The organism is Acinetobacter sp. T_3_1, assembly GCF_025377055.1.
In the GTDB taxonomy this organism is placed as follows: domain Bacteria; phylum Pseudomonadota; class Gammaproteobacteria; order Pseudomonadales; family Moraxellaceae; genus Acinetobacter; species Acinetobacter kookii.
Map to the genome: position 1 here is coordinate 336661 of NZ_JACHVD010000001.1, position 19419 is coordinate 356079.

Annotated in this window: 19 protein-coding genes and 5 tRNA genes; 16 read left to right on the forward strand and 8 right to left on the reverse strand. The window is 43.0% G+C overall.

Annotation, left to right across the window (positions count from 1 at the left end; genetic code table 11):
* Positions 1-101: 101 nt before the first annotated feature.
* From H4I94_RS01430 to H4I94_RS01440, 3 genes are all read right to left on the reverse strand, one after another.
* The gene (locus H4I94_RS01430; protein ID WP_261181137.1) at positions 102-878 is read right to left on the reverse strand and encodes an IclR family transcriptional regulator; all 777 of its coding nucleotides are present in this window, start codon (positions 876-878) and stop codon (positions 102-104) included.
* A gap of 134 nt (positions 879-1012) precedes the next feature.
* Positions 1013-1456, reverse strand: a complete 444-nt coding sequence (ruvX, locus tag H4I94_RS01435) for a Holliday junction resolvase RuvX (protein WP_092819185.1) — start codon at positions 1454-1456, stop codon at positions 1013-1015.
* Positions 1449-2003, reverse strand: coding sequence for a YqgE/AlgH family protein (locus tag H4I94_RS01440; protein WP_261181138.1), 555 nt, complete (start codon positions 2001-2003; stop codon positions 1449-1451). The genes ruvX and H4I94_RS01440 overlap by 8 nt, the downstream gene beginning before the upstream one ends.
* A gap of 382 nt (positions 2004-2385) precedes the next feature.
* On the opposite strand from H4I94_RS01440, the gene H4I94_RS01445 reads away from it, so the two are divergent.
* From H4I94_RS01445 to H4I94_RS01460, 4 genes are read left to right on the forward strand one after another with little or no spacing between them, the layout of a single operon-like run.
* Complete coding sequence (locus H4I94_RS01445) at positions 2386-3741, forward strand: hypothetical protein (protein ID WP_261181140.1); 1356 nt, start codon at positions 2386-2388, stop codon at positions 3739-3741.
* 15 nt (positions 3742-3756) lie between these two features.
* Positions 3757-4164 (forward strand): DUF1425 domain-containing protein, encoded by a 408-nt coding sequence (locus H4I94_RS01450; RefSeq protein WP_228143249.1) that lies wholly within the window; start codon positions 3757-3759, stop codon positions 4162-4164.
* Positions 4165-4177: 13 nt separating this feature from the next.
* Positions 4178-4777 carry a penicillin-binding protein activator LpoB gene (gene lpoB / locus H4I94_RS01455; protein ID WP_086174116.1) on the forward strand — a complete coding sequence of 200 codons (600 nt, stop codon included), beginning with the start codon at positions 4178-4180 and terminating at the stop codon, positions 4775-4777.
* A gap of 50 nt (positions 4778-4827) precedes the next feature.
* Complete coding sequence (locus H4I94_RS01460; RefSeq protein ID WP_409976734.1) at positions 4828-5811, forward strand: CsgG/HfaB family protein; 984 nt, start codon at positions 4828-4830, stop codon at positions 5809-5811.
* A gap of 64 nt (positions 5812-5875) precedes the next feature.
* On the opposite strand, the gene recN is transcribed toward H4I94_RS01460, so the two are convergent.
* Positions 5876-7537: a DNA repair protein RecN gene (gene recN, locus H4I94_RS01465; RefSeq protein ID WP_261181143.1), complete on the reverse strand. Its 1662-nt coding sequence runs from the start codon at positions 7535-7537 to the stop codon at positions 5876-5878.
* Positions 7538-8060: 523 nt separating this feature from the next.
* Between recN and H4I94_RS01470 the strand changes: the two genes are divergently transcribed.
* The 3 genes from H4I94_RS01470 to H4I94_RS01480 all read left to right on the forward strand — a co-directional run bounded on the left by H4I94_RS01470 (position 8061) and on the right by H4I94_RS01480 (position 10237).
* Positions 8061-8384 carry a pyrimidine/purine nucleoside phosphorylase gene (locus tag H4I94_RS01470; protein WP_261181144.1) on the forward strand — a complete coding sequence of 108 codons (324 nt, stop codon included), beginning with the start codon at positions 8061-8063 and terminating at the stop codon, positions 8382-8384.
* 141 nt (positions 8385-8525) lie between these two features.
* Positions 8526-9275 carry a 23S rRNA (guanosine(2251)-2'-O)-methyltransferase RlmB gene (rlmB, locus tag H4I94_RS01475; protein ID WP_131272963.1) on the forward strand — a complete coding sequence of 250 codons (750 nt, stop codon included), beginning with the start codon at positions 8526-8528 and terminating at the stop codon, positions 9273-9275.
* Positions 9276-9319: 44 nt separating this feature from the next.
* A complete protein-coding gene (locus H4I94_RS01480; protein ID WP_261181145.1) occupies positions 9320-10237 on the forward strand; it encodes a DMT family transporter in 918 nt (305 codons plus the stop codon).
* A gap of 19 nt (positions 10238-10256) precedes the next feature.
* Here H4I94_RS01480 and coaE read toward each other — a convergent pair whose 3' ends face one another.
* From coaE to pilB, 4 genes are read right to left on the reverse strand one after another with little or no spacing between them, the layout of a single operon-like run.
* Positions 10257-10847: a dephospho-CoA kinase gene (gene coaE, locus H4I94_RS01485; RefSeq protein ID WP_261181146.1), complete on the reverse strand. Its 591-nt coding sequence runs from the start codon at positions 10845-10847 to the stop codon at positions 10257-10259.
* A gap of 15 nt (positions 10848-10862) precedes the next feature.
* A complete protein-coding gene (locus tag H4I94_RS01490) occupies positions 10863-11723 on the reverse strand; it encodes a prepilin peptidase (protein ID WP_180042611.1) in 861 nt (286 codons plus the stop codon).
* On the reverse strand, positions 11723-12949 hold the full coding sequence (locus H4I94_RS01495; RefSeq protein ID WP_261181147.1) for a type II secretion system F family protein: 1227 nt from the start codon (positions 12947-12949) through the stop codon (positions 11723-11725). The genes H4I94_RS01490 and H4I94_RS01495 overlap by 1 nt, the downstream gene beginning before the upstream one ends.
* A gap of 26 nt (positions 12950-12975) precedes the next feature.
* Complete coding sequence (gene pilB / locus H4I94_RS01500; RefSeq protein WP_261181149.1) at positions 12976-14688, reverse strand: type IV-A pilus assembly ATPase PilB; 1713 nt, start codon at positions 14686-14688, stop codon at positions 12976-12978.
* A gap of 281 nt (positions 14689-14969) precedes the next feature.
* Between pilB and tpiA the strand changes: the two genes are divergently transcribed.
* From tpiA to nusA, 9 genes are all read left to right on the forward strand, one after another.
* Entirely contained in the window at positions 14970-15761 is a 792-nt protein-coding gene (tpiA, locus tag H4I94_RS01505; RefSeq protein WP_261181150.1) for a triose-phosphate isomerase, read from the forward strand.
* A 13-nt stretch (positions 15762-15774) separates the two neighbouring features.
* On the forward strand, positions 15775-16104 hold the full coding sequence (gene secG / locus H4I94_RS01510) for a preprotein translocase subunit SecG (RefSeq protein WP_092819174.1): 330 nt from the start codon (positions 15775-15777) through the stop codon (positions 16102-16104).
* 53 nt (positions 16105-16157) lie between these two features.
* Positions 16158-16242: transfer RNA gene (locus H4I94_RS01515), tRNA-Leu, on the forward strand.
* Between the two features lie 46 nt (positions 16243-16288).
* Positions 16289-16365: transfer RNA gene (locus H4I94_RS01520), tRNA-Met, on the forward strand.
* A gap of 184 nt (positions 16366-16549) precedes the next feature.
* Positions 16550-16626 (forward strand) — tRNA-Met (locus tag H4I94_RS01525).
* 184 nt (positions 16627-16810) lie between these two features.
* Positions 16811-16887, forward strand: a tRNA-Met gene (locus tag H4I94_RS01530).
* 184 nt (positions 16888-17071) lie between these two features.
* Positions 17072-17148, forward strand: a tRNA-Met gene (locus H4I94_RS01535).
* A gap of 211 nt (positions 17149-17359) precedes the next feature.
* Complete coding sequence (rimP, locus tag H4I94_RS01540) at positions 17360-17884, forward strand: ribosome maturation factor RimP (protein WP_092819173.1); 525 nt, start codon at positions 17360-17362, stop codon at positions 17882-17884.
* A gap of 40 nt (positions 17885-17924) precedes the next feature.
* On the forward strand, positions 17925-19409 hold the full coding sequence (gene nusA, locus H4I94_RS01545) for a transcription termination factor NusA (RefSeq protein ID WP_092819172.1): 1485 nt from the start codon (positions 17925-17927) through the stop codon (positions 19407-19409).
* Positions 19410-19419: the final 10 nt, after the last annotated feature.

The following is a 19419-nucleotide window of genomic DNA, read 5'->3' on the forward strand; positions in this document are numbered from 1 at the left end:
GTTATCATGGAACAAGGGATGCTGAAGAACAATAATCATATTATGAGAATATAGTGTTTAATTCAACATTTTTAGATTAAAATATACTGCTATTCCTCAAATTAAAATGTATCTTCCTGATGGGTCAAGGTCGTAAATTTCTTTTCAATTAAATCGGCATTGTCGCGCAATATTTCGATCAACTTCTGAAAATTGGTAAATTCAAAGCGGTTTCTGGAGCCTAACAGGGTCAAGGCCAAAGGCGGTTCTTTAGTGGAAAATTTCACTGGAATAGAAAGACTGGCCAGGTTTAGATCGACCTCTCCACTCGAGAAATAATAGCCCTGTTTTTTAATCTGTTTCATTTGCAGCAGGAATTCTTCTTCGCTCTGTGCAAAGCCAACTTCAGACAGTTCCGTCGCAAAACGCTGGTAATAATCCAAGATACGCTGTTTGGGTAAATGGGCCAGAATCACCTTGGCAGAAGAGCCTTTATAGATTGGGCGAGGACAACCGCGACCATAAATAAGCGTGGTCAGGTCTTTATACAGTTCGTGATGAATATCGATACATGAATCGTAATTTAAATGCGTGAGCAGACAGCCGAATTCGGTACGTTCTACAATTTGCTGCATAAAGGGAATGCTGATCTGTACCAAAGGATCCGTGGTACGGGAAATGTAATCCAGTACGGCAATTTTAGAGCCGAGAGTATAGTCACCTGAAGTTCCACTCAGGCGTTGTAATAATTCTGCCGAAACCAATTCTTTTAAATAACGGTAACTTGTGGGTTTAGAGAGTCCTAATTCCTCACTAATGATATCGACATTAATGATTGGGCGAGACACTGAAAAGAGATCCAAAACGGTAAGAATCTTACCAAAACTAGAAAGTGCCATAAGTACCTGCTTGGTCAAAGCATATAAAAGAGAAACGAATAAGTCTTACTTTATAACAAAAAATCAGGCAGAGCAGGGCTTTTGTTGCGGCAATGCGGTATTTGTTAACTATCCTGAAAGATGCTTTTTTATCTTTAAGGGGTTAAACCTACCGGATTGCGATACCAGCTTTCTATAAACAGTGCAGCTGCAATGCTGTCTGCCGCCAGTTTCTTGCCACGACCTTGAGACTGGTATTGATCCAGTTCATCACGTGCTTCACGGGTGGTCAGGCGCTCATCCACCATCAAGGTTTCAATATTGGTCTGATGGCGTAAGCGTCGGGCAAATTTGCGCGAACGCGCGGAAAGTTCAGATTCAGTATCATCCATATTCAGGGGTAAACCGACTAAAAATAGAGTCGGTTGATACTGCTTGATAATTTTCAGTAAGGCATCCCAGTTTGGAATGCCATCTTTCATCGGAAACAGGGCAAGCGGATTGGCACTTTCAATCAAGGATTGACCCACCGCCATGCCCATTTTCTGGGTACCGAAATCAAATGCCATAATCATGTGTGGTTGGGATAAATCAGGCATGTCCAATCTCTGATGATAGCCAGGTGCGGTCCAGGCCCATTTTTTTATAGGCAGCATCCCAGCGGTCGTCATAAGGTAAGTTAAAAATCAAATCCATATCAGCATCACAGATCAGCCAGTCACCACGGGCAATCTCTGCTTCCAGTTGATTTTTACCCCAGCTGGCATAGCCCAAGGCAATTTGGTAGCGTCCAACCCCTTCATTGTGGGCAATGGCATCGAGAATATCTTTAGACGTGGTGATACAGACATTTTCACCCACAGCGATGGATGAATGCCAGGTCGGTTGACCGGTATGCAGTACAAATCCGGCTTCAGGACGCAAAGGCCCACCTTGCAAGACTGCATGAGGATTGACATTGTTCGCTTCAATTTCCAGGTCATTCAACAATTCCTTGATTGAAAGACCGGATGGGCGGTTAATGATAATGCCTTGAGCACCGTCTTCATCATGGCGTGCCAGATAAATCACCGTATTGGCAAAAAAATCATCGGCTAAATCAGGAGGTGCAATGAGACAGCGATGTGTCAGATATTGTTTAGTCATCTAAGCATCTCCGAGTTTTAGTCTATCATCTGAAAAAAAGTTTGAAATTTGGTGTAGCTATCACTCTATCGAGAGCTTTCTTGACTATAACATTGACCTTACAAATTTCTATAAGGAATTATAGGCTGAATATATAAATTTATGTTTTTCTCACGCTTAGGATTCTATTTTGAGATTAACGTCACATTAAAATCACTATTTTTAATTTAACAGAACTTAATAAAATAGTGATTTATTATTTATTTTTTACAATTTTTATGACCAATATTTAAAATATCTTAATTTAGTCAAATAATTACATGTGTTATAGAAAAATATTGATTTGATTCATATTGTTTTGATTTGTATGATGTATGTAATAAAAAGTAAGTTGAATATTATTATGTCGGTTCAAATAAACAAAAAAGCTATCACTTTATGTTTTACTTCATTGTTGGCTGTACAAACACATGCAGCGGTATTTGGAACTTATGAAGAAGAGGGATCACTTTTTAGAAGTTCTTTAAATGCAGAACTCAGTTCATCTGTAGCAGCGAAGTTTGACAGCAAGAAAAATTCTAAAGATGCGGTTTTATATTATTTAGAGCAAGCAAGAATTTTACAGGTCAATCAACAATATCAAGAAAGTCTGGATATTTATAAAAAGGCATTTGAGCTGATCGATCAGCAGAACAACAGAAGTAAAGTGAGTGTAACCCGGATGGGGTTCAAAGCCCTTTCGATGGTGAGTAATGAGTCCGTTGTACCTTATTTGGTTCCTCCTTATGAACAGGTTTTAGCGCATATTTCTCAGGCAAAAAATTATATTCTGCTGAATAATGCTGAAGCTGCAGGGGTAGAAATGCGTGTTGCACAACAAATTCAGCGTGAAATTGAACTGGCGCACGAGAAAGAGTTTGCTAAGAAAAAAGATAAGCAGAAGACAGATAAACAAATTGATTATTCAACTTTAGATGAAGCTTTTGCTGGTTTGGATCCGATTGCAGGTCGAATTAAAAATACCTATCAAAATGGTTATGCTTTTTACATGGCAGCTAATTTGTGGGAAGCCACAGGCGACTATAACAATGCTTTGGTGGACTTTAAAAAAGCTTATGAATTACATGGTGATTCAAATGTTGCCAAAGATGTGACCCGGGTTGATACAGTATCAAGTAACAATCAGAAATCAGTACCCGTCATTGTGTTTATTGAACAGGGCACGGTACCGAAAAAGATTGAAAATAAACTTGCTTTTCCCATGCCAAATGGGCTGGTTAATATTGCATTTGCCACCTATGAACCGAGTACTTATATGCCACCGCAAAGCTTAAAAATTAAGCTGGGTGATCGCCAAGTACAGCAAAGTGCTCTGGTTAGTGATATTGGTGCATTGGCAGTAAAAAACCTGAAAGAACAAACCATCAGTACCGTTACCAGCCAGATTGTACGAGCAACGACAAAATACGTGATGCAACAACAATTGGGCCAGCAATTGGGATCTTTAGGGCAGCTGGCTGGAAACTTAATGAATGTTGCCACTGAACGTGCCGATTTAAGAGCATGGTCGACGCTACCAAGTAATACACAGGTGGCACGTTTTGAGGTGAGCCCAGGAAAACATAATCTGAAAATTATCGGACCACAATCCTCGAGCACAACACTTAATGTTGAAGCAAATCCAAACCAAACCGTTTTTGTTTATGTCAGTGATATAAATAATAAAATTTCAGCCAGTGTAAGTGCTGTAACTCGTTAATTTTAAAAGAGTGTAATGATGAAAATATGTTTAAAACTGGGGGCGGCAAGCCTTTTGGCTGCTGCACTTATTGGTTGTACCGCACCCAACTCACTCTCAACCCAAACTGCAGCCGATGGCACCTATAGCGTAAAAACCGTCAGCAATAACCCAAAACTGGTCACGCAAATTGCGGTTGATCGGATCAGTATGGGATACGCTGGCGATTTGAAAAAAGCTTCGATTGCAATCAAGGACCGCTGGTTTGTGAGCCGTAATTTTGAATACAAAATTGTTTGGGTAGATGCAAATGGCTTTGAAGTGAATCCAGAAGGTTCACGCTGGAAGCCTATTCAGTTAACAGGCCGCGAAATAAAGACCGTTCAATCCATTGCACCTAACCCATCTGCTGTTGATGTTGTTGTCTATCTGAGAAAAGATTAAGGATAAGTTTTCCATGAAATTAAAATTAACTTTGGCTACTACTGTTTTGGCTACTTTGGTCTTGGGCGGTTGTGCTTCGAATAACGTGAGTTATGGAGATGCCCAGTCAGTTGAAACCCTGACTAAAGATTTCGGTTCTACCGATTTGCAGATGATTGCGGACAAAATGGTGGATGACATGTTGACCTTTCCGGTGATTGTTCAATTGACCCAAAACCGCCGCCCAGTGATGTTTGTAGACCGCATCCGCAATAAAACGCAAGAACATATTGATACCGAGTCAATCACTGACACCATTCAAAACAAACTCATCAATTCAGGCAAATTCCGTTTTGTAGATATGACTTCTGCCAATGCATTAGCGCAGCAGTTGGCATACCAAAAGCAAAGCGGATTGGTGAACCAGGCAACTTCGGTAAAAGCCGGTGGTCATATTGGCGCTGAATACATGTTAAACGGCAACCTGTCGAGCATTGTAAAAAATGCAGGGGGTAAAAGTGATGTGTATTACAAGTTCACTTTAAAACTTCAAAATGTACAAACCGGCATTGTGGAATGGACCAGCGAGAAAGAAATTCGTAAATCGTCGAAACGTTCGACCTTCGGTTTATAATTCAAATATGCAACTGTGCGATTGCACAGTTGCTTAAGAAGATAATAATGATGAATAAAATATTTTTAGCTTTATTGCTTGCTGGTTCTGCGACCACTTCTGCATTTGCAGCATTAAAAGAAGTGGTTAAGGAAGCATCGGGTAGTGGTGCTACCCAGCATCAAGCGATTTCAGAAGCCTTGTTGGTTGCGGTTCAATCGGTAAATGGTGCGACTGTTTCCTCACGTGTAGATTATGAAACAACTGTCAATATGTCAGTTTCCAATAATAAATGGAGTTATTCGGGTAAAGTTTCTCCAGTCTTTAGCGTAGATAATACTGGCTCAGGATCTGTCACCAAATTCCAGGTGCTCAGCGTGACTGGATCAAAAAACAACTACCGTGCGAAAGTACGTGCGCATGTGGTGCAGTACCAGTCATCTGTTCAAGATCAGCATTTACGCCGCATTGCTGTGCTGCCATTTCAATTTTATGAAAAAAATAACCGTTCTGCCAAGGTGGATTCAGCAGAAGATTTTGCGTCAGAATTGTCTGATCAATTAGGTGTCTATCTGGCTCAAACGGGTCAATTGAGCTTGGTGGATCGTCATTATTTAAGCGAAATGCAGTCCGAGAATGAGTTTTTATACTGGGATGGTGCGCCGCAAGAATTGGCACGTATAGGTCAAAAAGTGGGTGCAGACTATTTGTTGGTGGGGCGTATCAATGATGTCTCGGTTGCCAATGGCCAACAGATGTATGGTCTGAATCAAGGTGCAGATCAAGTGCGTTTAACTTGGCGGGTGATTGAGGCGAATACCAGTAAAGTTGTTGCAGCAGGTACCTTCAACCGCGTTATTGCAGACAATGCAATTCAAAACATGCTGAATAATTCATTGAATGATTCAAGTACAGATAAAATTGCACAAAGCTTGAGCCGAGAGGTGTTGGTCGGGATGAAACTACAACCTGCCTCCTATCAGAATCAAGATGCAGGTTTTACTCCAACCTATGACATGACCCCAGGATCGAGTGAAAAACCGATCAAATGGTAAGTCGGCCTCCAAGCAATGTTATTTGCATTGAAGTTCAAAACCGGTACATGCTGTACTGGTTTTTTTATACCTGTTGAAACTTAAGTTGACGTAACTGCTTGGCATGTTGCAGTGTAGTGTCATTAATTTCGACGCCGCCGGTCATACGGGCCAGTTCATCAATGCGCTGTTCTTCTGCAAGATTGATGATGGTACTACTGGCCGGATCAGTCTGGCGCTTTTTCACCAGCAGATGCTGATCGGATTGTGCCGCCACCTGAGCCTGATGGGTAATACATAAAATCTGTACATGTTGGGCCAAGTCAGCCAATAAACGGCCAACCATTTCAGCCGTTCCGCCACTAATCCCGACGTCGATTTCATCGAAGACCAGCACTTCTGCTTCGGTTTTTTCAGCATTCATGACTTGCATGACTAAGGCAATACGCGACAGTTCACCCCCGGAAGCGACCCGTGCCAAAGGCTGTGGCGGAATGCCCTTGTTCGCAGTAAACAGCAGTTGAATAAAGCTCAAACCTTCAGCACCTGGCTGTTCTAAAGGCTCAAACTTGAATTCAAAATAAGCCTCCGGCAAAGCCAGCTGCTTGACCTGTTCAGTCAGTTGTTTTGCCAAGGGGATTGCGGCTTCACGGCGAATTTCATCCAGATATTGTGCTTTGGCTAAAAATTCCTGATGCGATAACTCGACCTGTTCAGCCAAGGTTTCCGGGTCTTCAAGCTGATGCAACTGTTCCAGTTCAGCATGCCAGGCCTGATATTCTTCTTTCAATGTCTCTGGCTGAGTGCGGTATTTACGGGCTAAACGGTGGAAAATTTCCAGTTGTGAGTTCAATTCTTCCATCCGTTCAGGATCGAAGCTTTGGCGATCGATAAACTGACGCAAGTTTGCCGTTGCATCATCAATTTCACTTTGTGCATTGATCAGTGAATTATAGATTTCAGCAAGCTGTTCACTACGACCAGCATGTGATTCCAGACGACGAATAATTGAAGAAAGTTCCTGGGTCAGGTTTTGTTCGGCTTCATCCAGCACATTTAAGCTATAACTGCAGTCCAGCATGATATGTTCATGATGGCTTAAACGGTCAAATTCCTGTTCAATCTCTTTATAGTCAATCTGGGTAATGTCTTCGAGTTCTTCCAGTTGCAATTCTAAAGTTTCGATCCGCTGTTTGCGGGTGGCTTGTGCATCCAAAGCGGCTTGATGCTGGCGAATGTCTTTTTGCCAGGTGCTATAAGCATTACGGACCTCTTGCGCAGGCTGATAAAAGTTGCTGTAACGGTCGAGCCAGTGCTTGGGATAGGGCGGTTCTAACAGTTGCTGCTGACTGTGCTGACTATATAGCTGTACCAGCAAACGCCCAATTTCTTTCAGCTCTGACAGGCTGCTTGGGCGGCCATTAATCCAGGCTTTGCTGCGGCCAGTGGCAAAAATCACCCGACGTAAATGAATTTCGCCTGACTCGTCATCCAACTCATGTGCTTTTAACCATTCGGCTTCAGGGCTGTGTTCCTGATAGCTAAAAATGGCCGTCACATCGGCTTTATCCGAACCGAAACGTACGTAATTGGTGTCGGTACGTTCACCTAGGCAGGCAGACAGGGCATCCAGTAATAACGATTTACCCGCTCCGGTTTCACCCGTCAGGACATTGAAACCTTTTTCAATATCAATGGCTAAGTGATCGGCTAAAGCAAAATTGATCAGAGTTAAATGTGTCAGCATAAACGCATCCAAGCTGCGAAAAGTTTTAGTCTAAGATAGTGAAATTTTGTTTTGGTCACAAGACAGCTTTTATTTTAAAAGGGTTTAAAACATCAATATCTTACCTTATCTCGGCGCTGAAAATGAAACCTGTGTGTGAAAATAGCCGATAAAATTTGCCATGAATAAATTGCAGTCTATTTTAAGAAAAAGGGAAAATTTGAGTCCAAATTTATCCGGCTGCGCAAAATCTGGACCAGATAAGAGACCCTATACTGTTGATGATTTGAAGACCTAATCCATGCTGCAGAATGCTATTCGCCTTTGGTCGGGGCAACATCAGCAGCAATTTATGCTTATAATTTCATTCATGTAGAGGTTCGTGCACAAATCGCCAGTTGTTCTTTTCAGCCTGCAAAAAAATATTTGTAAAAAATTGAAAAATATTGATTTGGCGGTAGGAAACAGCGATTGATTAGTTTAATGCTCAGCTTTAAACTAGCTCGAGCAAAAATTATAAATGCGCATTATCTGGAGAATACGCATGTCAAATCAGTTTGATCATGTTTCGGTTGTCAAAAAGTCGAATGTTTATTTCGACGGGTTGTGTATCAGTCATACCGTGCAGTTTGAAGATGGCACAAAAAAAACCTTAGGGGTGATTTTGCCAACAGAACAGGCACTGACCTTTCAAACACATGTACCTGAACGTATGGAAGTTATTTCAGGTGAATGTCGTGTACAAATTGGCGACAAAACTGAAAGTGAACTGTTCCGTGCCGGCCAGTCTTTTTATGTGCCAGGCAATAGCCGCTTTAAAATCGAGACCGATGAAGTCCTCGATTATGTCTGCCATTTCGAAGGCTAAGCATTCGTCCCGGATAAGACAAAGAAATTTTAACCTGAATCGGTTAAACTAGATTTAAGCATCAATCCTGTAAAGCCTGCTTTGCAGGATTTTTCTTTTTGCATCGTTACCCATAGTCACCATAGATTTTAGAGGCCGTTCATGGCAAAACCAGAATATTATTATGGCGTTCACTCGGTGGAGTCATTATTGGAACTCGAGCCTGAGCGCGTACTGACTTTATTTACCTTGAAAGGCCGTGATGACCAGCGTTTGAAAAACGTCTTGGCTCTGGCTGAACCTTTCGGCATTAGCGTGCAACAAGCCAGCCGTGACAAACTGGAAAAACTGGCCGGTCAGCCTTTTCATCAGGGCGTAGTGGCTGCAGTGCGTCCGCATCCGGTACTGAATGAACAGGATCTGGATGCCGTATTGAAGCAAAATCCTCAAGCGCTTTTGCTGGCACTGGACCAGGTCACCGATCCGCATAACTTGGGCGCATGTATTCGTACAGCGGCTGCCATGGGGGTTGAAGCCGTGGTGGTTTCACGTGACCGTTCTGCAAGCCTAACCCCAACTGCACGTAAGGTTGCGGCCGGTGGCGCAGAAAAGGTGAAGTTCATTCAAGTGACCAATCTGGCGCGTACTTTGGGCCATATCAAAGATGAATTTAATGTACGTGTAGTCGGAACCATGCTGGATGAAAAAGCCTTACCCGTGGATAAATTTGATTTTACCGGTACAGCAGTATGTGTCGTGATGGGTGCTGAAGATACAGGTTTGCGTCCAATTACCCAGTCGCAATGTGACCAGACCGTGTATATCCCCATGGCAGGGAACTTGCAAAGCTTAAATGTCAGTGTGGCGACGGGGATGGCACTGTATGAAGCCTGTCGTCAGCGTAACGTGTAATTTCTTTACTTTGCTATTTATTTGCTATTTAAAAGTTGTCTGCTATGTCTCCCCGGTCTCAAGGTTATCTTTATGTCGCTATTACCATGTGTATTTGGGGCGGATTTACCATTACCTCTCGCCTGAATGCCCAGTGGGGAATTAGTGCCTGGGATATTACCGCCTTACGCTTTGCACTGGCATTTTGTATTTTGATGCCCATTTTGCTCTATAAAAAAGACACTGCTTTTTTATGGAAAAAGGAGCCTTTCCTTTTGGCGATGATTGGCGGGGTCGGGTATTGCCTGACTTCTTATAGTGCTTTTCATTATGTGCCGGCGGCACATGCAGCCATTTTCCTGAATGGCTGTCTCCCGCTGTGTACAGCTTTAGCTGGATTGGTATTATTCAAACAGCCTTTGGATAAACACATCTGGATCAGTTTGGTGATTATGCTGAGCGCGATCACTGCCATGAGTTTCTTGATGTATCAGGAAACCGGTGTGGCTTTTGGTTTTGGCGACATGCTATTTTTCCTGAGTGCGATCTGGTGGGGTGTTTTTACGGTATTGTTGCGTCAATGGAAACTCTCAGCCTGGCATTCTATGGCAGGCGTTGCCATCTGGTCGGCAATTGTTTATGTACCGATCTATCTGCTGTTTTTACCGAAAAATTTAACCGCACCTGAACCTGTGCATTTAATGCTCCAGGTGGTTTTTCACGGCATCTTTGTGGTCATTGTCGCTACACTGACTTATGTAGAAGCCATTAAGCGTCTGGGTGCATTCAAGGCAGGGAGTATTGTCACTTTGGCCCCGTTTATTGCGGCCATTCTGGCCGTGCCGCTATTGGGTGAACCTTTAAGTCTGGCCATTATTTGTGGCTTGATCGGGATGGCGATTGGTGCATTACAGCCTTGGCGCTGGATGGGTCGTCAGGACAGTTTAGAGAAGCAGCTCGAGCAACAAAAAAAGCAGTCCTAAGGCGACTGCTTTTTTAATTTCAGCGTTTTAAATACGCTTCATGCAGCGGTTTTAAATGGCTATATAAATGGTCAAGATGACCGTCATTTAGCACAATGTCATCAGCCAAGCGACGCTTCTGCTCACGTGGCATTTGTGCCTGAATAATTTTTTCAATTTGTTCAATTGACTGGTGATCACGCATGGCAGCCCGCTGAATCTGCAAATCAATCGATGCATCAATCAGCAGGGTATGATCAGTCAGTTCATGCTGGCTGGTTTCAAACAGCAGGGGAGAAACCAGAATCACATAGGGGCTGGTCGCAGCCTGCAGCTGTTGAATAATAGACTCTCGAATCGCAGGATGAGTAATATTTTCCAGCGTTTTACGTGCTTCAGGATATTTGAAAATATGTTCGCGTAAAGCCCGACGATTCAGCTCGCCATTGTCTAATAGAACCCAATCGCCAAAAGCCGCATGAATCTGTTGTAAGGCGGACTGTCCCTTGGCTACAATCTCTCGCGCGACAATATCGGCATCAACGACAGTAATGCCCTGGGTTTCAAACCAGTTGCTGGCGGCCGATTTTCCACTACCAATCCCTCCCGTTAAACCCAAGATAAAAGTCATAGATGTCCCTAAAAATTACTGACCCAAATAGATTTTCATAATCTGCTCACCCCAAATAAAAGCAATCCATCCGGCAATGGCAATATAAGGGCCAAATGCAAAAGGCTGGTTCTCTTTGCGTACTTTCAGCAGAATAATGCCAATCACGGCACCGACGAAAGAAGAGAGCAATACGATCAATGGGAGCATCAATGGCCCCATCCAGGCACCTAAGGCAGCCAGAAGTTTAAAGTCGCCATAGCCCATACCTTCTTTACCGGTAATGATCTTAAACAGATAATAGACAATCCACAAACACAGGAAACCAATAATATAGCCCCAGATGGCAGAGGTTGGACTGGTATAGATACTATAGCTATTGATTCCCAAACCTAAGGCGGCCAGAGTTAAGGTATAGCGGTCTGGGAGAAGCTGGGTATCAAAATCAATAAAGGTCAGTGCAATCAGTACCCAGGTGAGGATCAGGCCAAACAGCATCTGCAGGGTAGGGCCGAAGACTGCCACAATAATCAGGGAACATGTTGCAGTTAACAATTCAATGAATGGATAGCGAATACTGATCGGATTTTTGCAAGAACCGCATTTGCCCCGTAAAACCAGCCAGCTGATGATAGGAATATTCTGATACCAGCGAATGGGTGTTTGGCATTTCGGACAGGTTGAATCTGGCTTGCTGAGGGTGATTTTTGTTTCGTCAATAATGGCCTGTTCGGGATGCAGCAATATTTGACAATCCTGCCGCCACTCTTGCTCCATCATTTTCGGCGTTCGATAAATCACGACATTGAGAAAACTGCCGATACAGAGACTAAAAAGCCCAACGGCAATATATAAAGCAGTTGGGTTAATCATAAAATAAGAAATGAAATCTTGCATTAAACCACAGAACCCATTTGGAAAATTGGAAGATACATGGCAATCACCAGACCACCAACCAGCACACCCAGCACGGCCATAATGAGGGGTTCCATCATCGAGGTTAAACCATCGACCGCATTGTCGACTTCATTTTCGAAATGCGTTGCGACTTTATCCAGCATGGCATCCAGTGCCCCAGACTCTTCACCAATCGCCACCATCTGTACAGCCATAGACGGAAATTTGTTGGTGACACGCATGGCAAATTGTAGCTGTTGGCCTGTGGCTACATCATCACGGATTTTCATCACCGCTGCTTCATAAACACAATTGTTAGTTGCGCCTGCAGTGGATTCCAATGCATCAATCAAGGGAACACCGGCCGCAAAGGTGGTGGCTAGAGTACGACTATAACGGGCAATAATGGCTTTATAGACCAGGTCGCCAAAAATAGGGGCTTTGAGGGCTGCTTTATCAAGAAAATCACGGAATTTTTTACTGCGTTTTTTTGCTTCAAGAAATCCGGCAATCATCGCACCAATGGCAATAATCAGAATAAACCAGTACTTTTGCATCCATTCCGACATATTTACCACCATTTTGGTAAAGGCAGGTAAATCGGCACCAAATGAACTAAAGAGGTCCTGGAACACAGGTACCACTTTAACCATCAAAATAATGGTCACGATCACGGCAACTACAATGACAGCTGCCGGATATTTCATGGCTTTTTTAATTTTTTGCTTTAACAGTTCGCTCTTCTCTTTATAGATCGCGACACGATCAAGCATGGTTTCCAGGGCACCAGACTGTTCACCAGATTCCACTAAAGAACAGAACAGGTTGTCAAAATATTGTGGGTACTTACGCAAGGCACCAGCAAAAGTATTGCCGCCTTCAACCTCACCTTTAATACCAAGTACTACTTCACGCATGGATGGATTTTCCAGACCCTCTGCTACAATCTCAAAGCTTTGAACCAAAGGAACCCCAGCTTTCATCATGGTGGCCAGCTGGCGGGTAAAAATAGTGATATCCAGGGTGGACACTTTCTTTTTCATTAAACCTTCGAGAATGTTTTTACGTTTTTCCCGAATATGTTTAATCGTGATGCCCTGCTTGCGTAAAGTCACTTTGGCAAGTGCCATATTACGTGCAGGTAATTCCCCTTTAAGTTTTTCCCCTTTGCGATCAATGCCTTCATAACTGAAGACGGGCATCATCTGTGCTTTTTTGACAGCCATGCGTTTATCCTTATTTTAAATTTCATTTATTCACTGGTTACACGATTGACTTCCTGAAGGGAAGTCACCCCCTGCATAACCTTAATTAATCCTGAACGACGTAAATTATTAAACCCCGATCTTTCAGATGCTGCTGCAATTTCCAGTGCATTGCCATCTTCCATAATAATTTTCGAAATTTCAGGTGTTACTTTCATGACTTCATAAATACCGACACGACCTTTATAGCCTTCACGACACTCGGAACAGCCTACAGGTTGATATACCTGAAATTCTGGATGTTTAAGATCTTCTTCGGTAAAACCCATTTCTAATAAGCTGGGCTCTGGAATATCTGCAGGCACTTTACATTGAGAGCATAAACGACGGGCTAAACGTTGGGCAATCACCAGGTTGACCGAGGTGGCAATGTTAAAGGATGGAACGCCCATGTTGCGTAAACGTGTCAAGGTCTCGGGTGCACTGTTGGTATGCAGTGTAGACATCACCATATGACCGGTTTGTGCTGCTTTTACGGCAATTTCAGCGGTTTCCAGATCCCGGATCTCACCAACCATGACAATATCTGGATCTTGACGTAAAAATGATTTAAGCGCAGCAGAGAAGGTTAGGCCCACTTTGGCATTGACGTTGACCTGATTAATCCCTTCCAGATTGATCTCGACTGGATCTTCTGCCGTTGAAATATTGGTATCTTCACGGTTTAGAATATTCAAGCCCGTATAGAGCGATACGGTTTTACCGGAACCGGTTGGACCTGTAATCAGCAGCATGCCTTGTGGTTTTTCCAGCGCTTGCATAAACAGTTCTTTTTGATCGGGTTCATAGCCCAATGCATCAATCCCCAGCATGGCACTGGAAGGATCCAGAATACGCAGGACCAGTTTTTCTCCAAACAGGGTAGGCAATGAGTTGACACGGAAGTCGATGGCCTTGGTTTTTGAAAGCTTAAGTTTAATCCGGCCATCCTGAGGCAAGCGCTTTTCAGAAATATCCATCTGCGACATGACTTTTAAACGTGAGGCCAGGCGTGTGGACAGCTGCAACGGCGGATTGGCAATCTGGCGGAGCACACCATCAATACGATAACGGACCCGATATGACTTTTCATACGGCTCGAAATGTAAATCCGAAGCCCCCATACGAATGGCATCAATTAACAGTTTATTAATATATTTAACGATGGGCGCTTCATCCCCTTGGGGACCATCATCTTCATCAGCTGGTTTGTTCAGGTCTTCTTGTTCTAGATCTAGATCGATATCTTCATCAGAAAATTCAAAACTGTCCGCCTGGGTAAAGTTCTGTTCAATGAGTTTGTGTAATTTCTGGTGTTCTACAATAATCGCTTCAATATTCATTTTACTGCTGAAGCGAATCGCATCCATGGCATCTATATTGGTGGGATTGCTGGTTGCGACGTAGAGTAAATTCCCGCGTTTAAAAATGGGCAAAACGCAATGTTTGCTAATGAGTTTTTCATCCAGCCCTTCCCGGATAATTTGAGCAGAGTCATAGGCGCTCAAATCAAAAAGAGGTTCTCCAAATTCTTGAGAGATTTTTTCTGCAATATCCAGAGAGGAAATTTTCAACTGATCAATTAAAAAAGGGACAATATCTTGATTGGCTTTTTTCGCATTCAATATTGCACTCTGCATATTTTCAGCAGAAACTAAGCCATCTTCGACTAAACGCCGAATAAAACCCGTAAATCTTGGTGATCCTTGTAATGCTGCCATGCTTTAATATGCCTGCTTAATCAATCTGTTTATAATTGGTATCATTGAATTATACTTTTGTTATATAAAAATACCATATCTTAAAATGTTGTCATCTACTTAATATCAGATAAAACTTTGAACCAGTCGTAATTACAGGGAGAAGTTTTTCCGGAGAGTAAAAGAAGATCGATTGCAAAAATAAGAAGAGTATAAAAAAGCCATATGAAAATTTTCTAAAAAATGCTGAATTCCGTGTAGAATATGCGCGGTTTAATGAATTGTTTTTAATAGGTTACTGTATGTCGGGTTCGGCTATTACTCCTTGGGTTGTCGGCAATTGGAAAATGAACCCAATGCAGGCAGAGGCAAAAGCGTTGCTGCAAGATTTAAAAAAATTATTGCAAAACAATGAAATTAAAGAACAAGATTGTTATTTGGGTATTGCGCCAACCATGCTGGCCTTGAGTGGTGTGCAGGCAGAATTGGCAAGTTCAGTACGTCCTGTTTATCCCGTTGCGCAGGATGTTTCCCGTATTGCCGGTACAGGGGCATATACCGGTGAAGTGAGTGCCGAACTGCTGAAAGATCAGCAAATTGATTTTGTACTGATTGGTCATTCAGAACGTCGGGAAATTTTCGCTGAAACTGCACAGATTCTGAATGAAAAAGTTAAAAATGCTTTAAATGCAGGATTAACCATTATTTATTGCGTAGGTGAAAGTCTGAAACAGCGTGAAAATGGTCAGGCAGAGCAGGTGGTATTGCAACAAATCTGTGATATTGCCGCAATTGTTCAGGCTGAGCAGTGGAAAAATATAGTGGTGGCCTATGAACCCATTTGGGCGATTGGTACGGGTAAAACAGCTTCACCTGAAGACGCACAGGCGATGCATGCCAAAATTCGTGCAGGTTTAACCCAAATTACCCCTTTCGGTGCCAGCATGGCAATTTTATATGGTGGTAGTGTTAAGCCGGAAAATGCAGTAGAGTTGGCTGCTTGTCCAGATATTAATGGTGCGCTGGTTGGTGGTGCATCTTTAAATGCAGAGTCTTTCTATAAAATTGCTCAGGCTTTTGCAAATACAAAATAATTAGGAGTTCAGCATGCATGCATTTGTGCTGGTAGTACATATTATCTTAGCCATTTTAATGATTGTATTGATTCTGGTACAACATGGTAAGGGTGCTGATGCAGGTGCATCCTTCGGTGGTGGTGGTGCAGCAACCGTTTTTGGTGCTTCGGGTTCGGCTAATTTTTTAACCCGTTTAACAGCAATTTTAACCGCTTTATTTTTTGTCACGAGCCTAAGTTTAGCGGTGTTTGCCAAAAAGCAAACCACTGATGCCTATAGCTTAAAATCGGTACAAACAACAACCACTGCTCCGGCAAATTCGAGTGAAACTTCACCAGTTGCACCAAAAACTGGCGAATAAATTTATTTAGTTCTTTCTTTTTGGGTGTGATCCGACTAGAATGCGTCACAGCTGCGGTGGTGGTGGAATTGGTAGACACGCTACCTTGAGGTGGTAGTGCTTTCGGGCGTGGGGGTTCAAGTCCCCCCTTCCGCACCAACTTATAATCCAGAACATAAGTTGGTGTAAGCAGCAAATCTGTTGATGCGGGATGGAGCAGTCTGGTAGCTCGTCGGGCTCATAACCCGAAGGTCGTTGGTTCAAATCCAGCTCCCGCTACCATTTTTTAATGGTTTGGTAATGCTATTTATAGAATTGGTTGATTGCTCATCGGGCTCAACTCTTCATAAACTGGCGAAGGTTGTTGGTTCAAATCCAGCTCCCGCTACCAATCAATCTTATTTTAGATGCAAACTGAAATAGGCACCTGGTTTATTAAGGTGAGATGGAATTTTTGTAATGTTGTTGCGGGATGGAGCAGTCTGGTAGCTCGTCGGGCTCATAACCCGAAGGTCGTTGGTTCAAATCCAGCTCCCGCTACCATTTTTTAATGGTTTGGTAATGCTATTTATAGAATTGGTTGATTGCTCATCGGGCTCAACTCTTCATAAACTGGCGAAGGTTGTTGGTTCAAATCCAGCTCCCGCTACCAATCAATCTTATTTTAGATGCAAACTGAAATAGGCACCTGGTTTATTAAGGTGAGATGGAATTTTTGTAATGTTGTTGCGGGATGGAGCAGTCTGGTAGCTCGTCGGGCTCATAACCCGAAGGTCGTTGGTTCAAATCCAGCTCCCGCTACCATTTTTTAATGGTTTGGTAATGCTATTTATAGAATTGGTTGATTGCTCATCGGGCTCAACTCTTCATAAACTGGCGAAGGTTGTTGGTTCAAATCCAGCTCCCGCTACCAATCAATCTTATTTTAGATGCAAACTGAAATAGGCACCTGGTTTATTAAGGTGAGATGGAATTTTTGTAATGTTGTTGCGGGATGGAGCAGTCTGGTAGCTCGTCGGGCTCATAACCCGAAGGTCGTTGGTTCAAATCCAGCTCCCGCTACCAAGTTTCTAAAAGGCTCACAAAAAGGTGGGCCTTTTTGCACAGTGGACTTTGGTTTTTCTGTGTAAATAGGGGCGATTACGCCCTTTTTTATTGGCTATCGTGTAGTGTCCGACATTTATTGGTCAAATCGTCATGTTTCACTACTAATATAGTTGAGTTAGTCTGAACCGGTCACCGCGACCATTAAATCGCAGCATAATGACGAGAGTAAATGAAGCTATCAAATAAAACTCAAGCACTCCAAGACCTAATCGCTCCTGCAGTGCAAGCATGCAATGTCGATCTTTGGGGAATTGAATTTCTTCCTCAAGGTAAACGTTCTTTATTGCGTATCTATATCGATAAAGCAGATGAAAATAACGAGCAACCTGTCCTGAATGAAGATGGCGAGCTTGAGCAGGGTCGAGGTATCGGCGTACAAGACTGTGTTCGCGTAACACAGCAAGTGGGTGCCATGCTTGATGTACATGATCCAATTTCTGGTGAGTATTCACTTGAAGTTTCTTCTCCGGGTTGGGACCGTCCATTTTTCCAGCTCGAACAGATGGCGGGTTATATCGGACAAACCGTTGCGCTGCGTCTGATCAGTGCTGTAGATAATCGTCGTAAATTTCAAGCCAAACTGATTGCCGTTGATCTTGAAAATGAACTCATTCAAGTGGAAGTTGAAAAGCAACAGGTCCTTGAAATTGATAGTCATAATATCGACAAAGCAAATTTGATTTACCAAGATTAATTTATCCAAATAAATAAGAATCTGAACGAATAGGTGACTTATGGCACGTGAAATTCTTACCGTAGTAGAAACGGTTAGTAACGAAAAAGGTGTACCTCGTGAAGCGATCTTTGAAGCGCTAGAACAAGCGCTTGTTGCTGCGACTAAAAAGAAATTTTATGAAGGCACAAACTCGGAAGAAGCACGTTTACGTGTGGAAATCGATCGTAAAACTGGTGATTACCGTACTTTCCGTCAATGGGAAGTGGTGGCGGATGAAGATCACGAAATGCCGGCATGTCAGGATGCGATTTCGGATGTTGATCCTGCCAAATGGTCGATTGGTGACATTCGTGAACTCGAAGTGGAATCGATCGACTTCGGCCGAATTGCTGCGCAAATTGCCAAACAGGTGATTGTGCAAAAAATTCGTGAAGCTGAACGTGCTCTGGTTGCTGATGCCTATGAATCTAAAGTCGGTGAACTCATCTACGGTGAAGTGAAAAAGCAAACCAAAGATGGCTTTATTATTGACTTGGGTGACAATGCTGAAGCTTATCTTGCCCGTGAAGAGATGATTCCTAAAGAGATTCTTCGTCCGAAGCAACGTGTAAACGCGATTTTGTATAGCGTGAACCGTGAAGGTCGTGGTGCACAACTGTTATTGTCACGTTCACGTCCTGAAATGCTGATTGCATTGATGAAGAAAGAAATTCCTGAAATTTCTGAAGAAATCATCGAAATTAAAGCAGCTGCACGCCAGCCAGGCGTTCGTGCTAAAATTGCTGTGAAAACCAACGATCACCGCATTGATCCTGTAGGCGCTTGTATTGGTATGCGTGGTACACGTATCCAGGCGGTACAGTCAGAACTCAATGGTGAACGTATTGATGTGGTGGTGTGGTCGGACGATCCGGCACAGTACATCGCTAGTGCGCTAGAGCCTGCAGATGTATCCAGTATTGTGATTGATGAAGATGTTCACAGTGCAGATATCATTTTTGCGGCGAGCGACCAGTTGGCACGTGCCATTGGTTCGCAAGGTCAGAATGTCCGTTTAGCCTCTGAATTGACTGGCTACAAACTGGATATGATGCTCGAAGAGGAATTCTACGCACGTCAACAAAATGAAGCTCAACAATATCTAGACATGTTTGTCACCCGTCTGGATATTGAAGAAGACTTGGCAATGGCTTTGGTTGAGATGGGCTTTACTTCGCTTGAAGAAATTGCCTATGTACCAGCTGAAACATTTGATGAAATTGAACTGGATGCAGAAACTGTTGAATTATTGCAAAGCCGTGCGAAAGAAATTACATTGGCAGACGCATTAAAACAACAAGAAAACATTCAAGAGCCAAGTGCAGAACTTGTTGCAATGCAAGGGATGACGCAGGAAATCGCATATGCCCTTGCGGCTCGCGGTGTGGTGACTGTAGATGATTTAGCTGACCAAGCTACTGACGATATCGCAGATATTGAAGGTTTAGGTGCGGAAAAAGCGGGTCAACTTATTATGAAAGCGCGCGAATCATGGTTTAACTAGGAGGAAATAT

Bases quoted from the DNA above. Each gene is read 5' to 3' on its own strand.
- H4I94_RS01430 (WP_261181137.1), bottom strand. From the start codon at position 878: ATGGCACTTTCTAGTTTTGGTAAGATTCTTACCGTTTTGGATCTCTTT.
- ruvX (WP_092819185.1), bottom strand. From the start codon at position 1,456: ATGCCTGATTTATCCCAACCACACATGATTATGGCATTTGATTTCGGT.
- H4I94_RS01440 (WP_261181138.1), bottom strand. From the start codon at position 2,003: ATGACTAAACAATATCTGACACATCGCTGTCTCATTGCACCTCCTGAT.
- H4I94_RS01445 (WP_261181140.1), top strand. From the start codon at position 2,386: ATGTCGGTTCAAATAAACAAAAAAGCTATCACTTTATGTTTTACTTCA.
- H4I94_RS01450 (WP_228143249.1), top strand. From the start codon at position 3,757: ATGATGAAAATATGTTTAAAACTGGGGGCGGCAAGCCTTTTGGCTGCT.
- lpoB (WP_086174116.1), top strand. From the start codon at position 4,178: ATGAAATTAAAATTAACTTTGGCTACTACTGTTTTGGCTACTTTGGTC.
- H4I94_RS01460 (WP_409976734.1), top strand. From the start codon at position 4,828: ATGAATAAAATATTTTTAGCTTTATTGCTTGCTGGTTCTGCGACCACT.
- recN (WP_261181143.1), bottom strand. From the start codon at position 7,537: ATGCTGACACATTTAACTCTGATCAATTTTGCTTTAGCCGATCACTTA.
- H4I94_RS01470 (WP_261181144.1), top strand. From the start codon at position 8,061: ATGTCAAATCAGTTTGATCATGTTTCGGTTGTCAAAAAGTCGAATGTT.
- rlmB (WP_131272963.1), top strand. From the start codon at position 8,526: ATGGCAAAACCAGAATATTATTATGGCGTTCACTCGGTGGAGTCATTA.
- H4I94_RS01480 (WP_261181145.1), top strand. From the start codon at position 9,320: ATGTCTCCCCGGTCTCAAGGTTATCTTTATGTCGCTATTACCATGTGT.
- coaE (WP_261181146.1), bottom strand. From the start codon at position 10,847: ATGACTTTTATCTTGGGTTTAACGGGAGGGATTGGTAGTGGAAAATCG.
- H4I94_RS01490 (WP_180042611.1), bottom strand. From the start codon at position 11,723: ATGCAAGATTTCATTTCTTATTTTATGATTAACCCAACTGCTTTATAT.
- H4I94_RS01495 (WP_261181147.1), bottom strand. From the start codon at position 12,949: ATGGCTGTCAAAAAAGCACAGATGATGCCCGTCTTCAGTTATGAAGGC.
- pilB (WP_261181149.1), bottom strand. From the start codon at position 14,688: ATGGCAGCATTACAAGGATCACCAAGATTTACGGGTTTTATTCGGCGT.
- tpiA (WP_261181150.1), top strand. From the start codon at position 14,970: ATGTCGGGTTCGGCTATTACTCCTTGGGTTGTCGGCAATTGGAAAATG.
- secG (WP_092819174.1), top strand. From the start codon at position 15,775: ATGCATGCATTTGTGCTGGTAGTACATATTATCTTAGCCATTTTAATG.
- rimP (WP_092819173.1), top strand. From the start codon at position 17,360: ATGAAGCTATCAAATAAAACTCAAGCACTCCAAGACCTAATCGCTCCT.
- nusA (WP_092819172.1), top strand. From the start codon at position 17,925: ATGGCACGTGAAATTCTTACCGTAGTAGAAACGGTTAGTAACGAAAAA.